The 1,821-nt window shown below is 65.2% G+C and carries 3 protein-coding genes; 1 reads left to right on the plus strand and 2 read right to left on the minus strand.

Annotation, left to right across the window (positions count from 1 at the left end; translation table 11 throughout):
- On the plus strand, positions 1-508 hold a 508-nt coding region (locus tag ACFWF3_RS34460), incomplete at its 5' end, for a suppressor of fused domain protein (protein WP_379318222.1).
- Positions 509-517: 9 nt separating this feature from the next.
- On the opposite strand, the gene ACFWF3_RS34465 is transcribed toward ACFWF3_RS34460, so the two are convergent.
- Both ACFWF3_RS34465 and groEL read right to left on the minus strand, forming a co-directional pair.
- Positions 518-859, minus strand: coding sequence for a hypothetical protein (locus tag ACFWF3_RS34465; RefSeq protein ID WP_379318224.1), 342 nt, complete (start codon positions 857-859; stop codon positions 518-520).
- Positions 860-947: 88 nt separating this feature from the next.
- A partial coding sequence (gene groEL / locus ACFWF3_RS34470; RefSeq protein WP_379318226.1) for a chaperonin GroEL occupies positions 948-1,821 on the minus strand: 874 nt, incomplete at its 5' end.

Consider the following 1,821-nt stretch of genomic DNA (forward strand, 5'->3'; position numbering starts at 1 on the left):
CCGCTTCCTTCAGAATCTGGCTCGCTACGTCTACTCCTCGGGCAACTGGTTCGAAGCTGGTGACCATGTCGATGCCAACGGCCCGATCTTCCTCGACCGCCAGGATTCGCTGATCCGCGCATTCGCTTTCACCGCCGATCCCGAACTCGGTCCCGTCGACTCGCCGAACGGCCGATTCCAGTTCCTTCAGGTCGTCGGCCTCACCCTGGACGAGTACGACGCAGCGCGGAGTTGGCGTACCCAAGGCCTACTGGGGGCAGTCGCGCCGCACATGCCGCTGTACATAACCGATCTCGACCGAACCAGCATGCTCGAACACGACGATGTCGGTGCTGCAATCCGTACGGGCATCGCACGCGACGGCTCCGGTCTCGGCATGCTCTACGTCGAGACAGCCTCGTGGGAATCCTCGGACGGTTGCCTGCACCTAGCAGCGCTCCACAACACCAGCCCTGGCCCGCTCCCCATCCGCCCACAACTGGTCATCGCAGTCGACCACGAGACGTGACTCACCCGACTACCCGTCCGACGGCGGTGCGAGATCCTTCTTCGCCAGGTCGTTCAGGCTCGAACAACCTATCCACAACATCGCCGCACCGATGATGACCCGCACCGAGTCCAGGACATTGTTGATCATCTTCACGTCCGCGTAGTTGGCGCCGGACTTCGACATCGCACACGAGTTATCGTCTGGGGCCATGTCGTAGCTGGTGAAATCCAGGACGAGGGGGCTCCAGTCGTGACATGTGACCGTGCCGTCGACCAGGTCGAGCAGACCCGACAGGATCGCCCAGCCGCAAATTATCCCCATCAGTACACAGAACAACCAGTACTTGCGGACCGTGTGGACGATCGCCACGTTCACTCCCCCTATTTCATGCCGAAGACCGGCCCACCGAGTGGTGGACCGGTCTACGTGATTTGCGTTGGGCCAGCTGATCAGGAGATCAGAAGTCCATGCCGCCCATGCCGCCGGTGGGGTCGCCCGCGGGGGCGGACTTCTCCGGCTTGTCGGCGACTACTGCCTCGGTGGTGAGGAAGAGCGCGGCGATGGAGGCCGCGTTCTGCAGGGCCGAGCGGGTGACCTTGACCGGGTCGGCAACGCCGGCGGCCAGCAGGTTCTCGTAGACACCGGTGTCGGCGTTCAGGCCTTCGCCCTCGGGGAGGTTGGAGACCTTCTCGGCCACGACGCCGGGCTCGAGGCCCGCGTTGAAGGCGATCTGCTTGAGCGGAGCCGACAGCGCGACGCGCACGATGTTGACACCGGTCGCCTCGTCAGCGGTCAGGCCGCTGAAGCCGTCGAGCGCGGGGGCGGCCTGCAGCAGCGCGACGCCACCACCGGCGACGATGCCCTCTTCGACGGCGGCCTTGGCGTTGCGCACGGCATCTTCGATGCGGTGCTTGCGCTCCTTGAGCTCGACCTCGGTGGCGGCACCGGCCTTGATCACCGCGACGCCGCCGGCCAGCTTGGCCAGACGTTCCTGCAGCTTCTCACGGTCGTAGTCCGAATCCGAGGACTCGATCTCGGCGCGGATCTGCGCCACGCGGCCCTTGATGGCCTCCGCGTCGCCCGCACCCTCGACGATGGTGGTCTCGTCCTTGGTGATGACGACCTTGCGCGCGGTGCCGAGCAGCTCGATGCCTGCGGTCTCCAGGGAGAGGCCGACCTCTTCGCTGATGACCTCGCCACCGGTGAGGATGGCGATATCGGCCAGCTGGGCCTTGCGACGGTCACCGAAGCCCGGCGCCTTGACGGCGACAGACTTGAAGGTGCCACGGATCTTGTTCACGACCAGGGTCGACAGGGCTTCGCCCTCGACG

This window comes from Nocardia sp. NPDC060220 (assembly GCF_042727815.1).
Taxonomy (GTDB): domain Bacteria; phylum Actinomycetota; class Actinomycetes; order Mycobacteriales; family Mycobacteriaceae; genus Nocardia.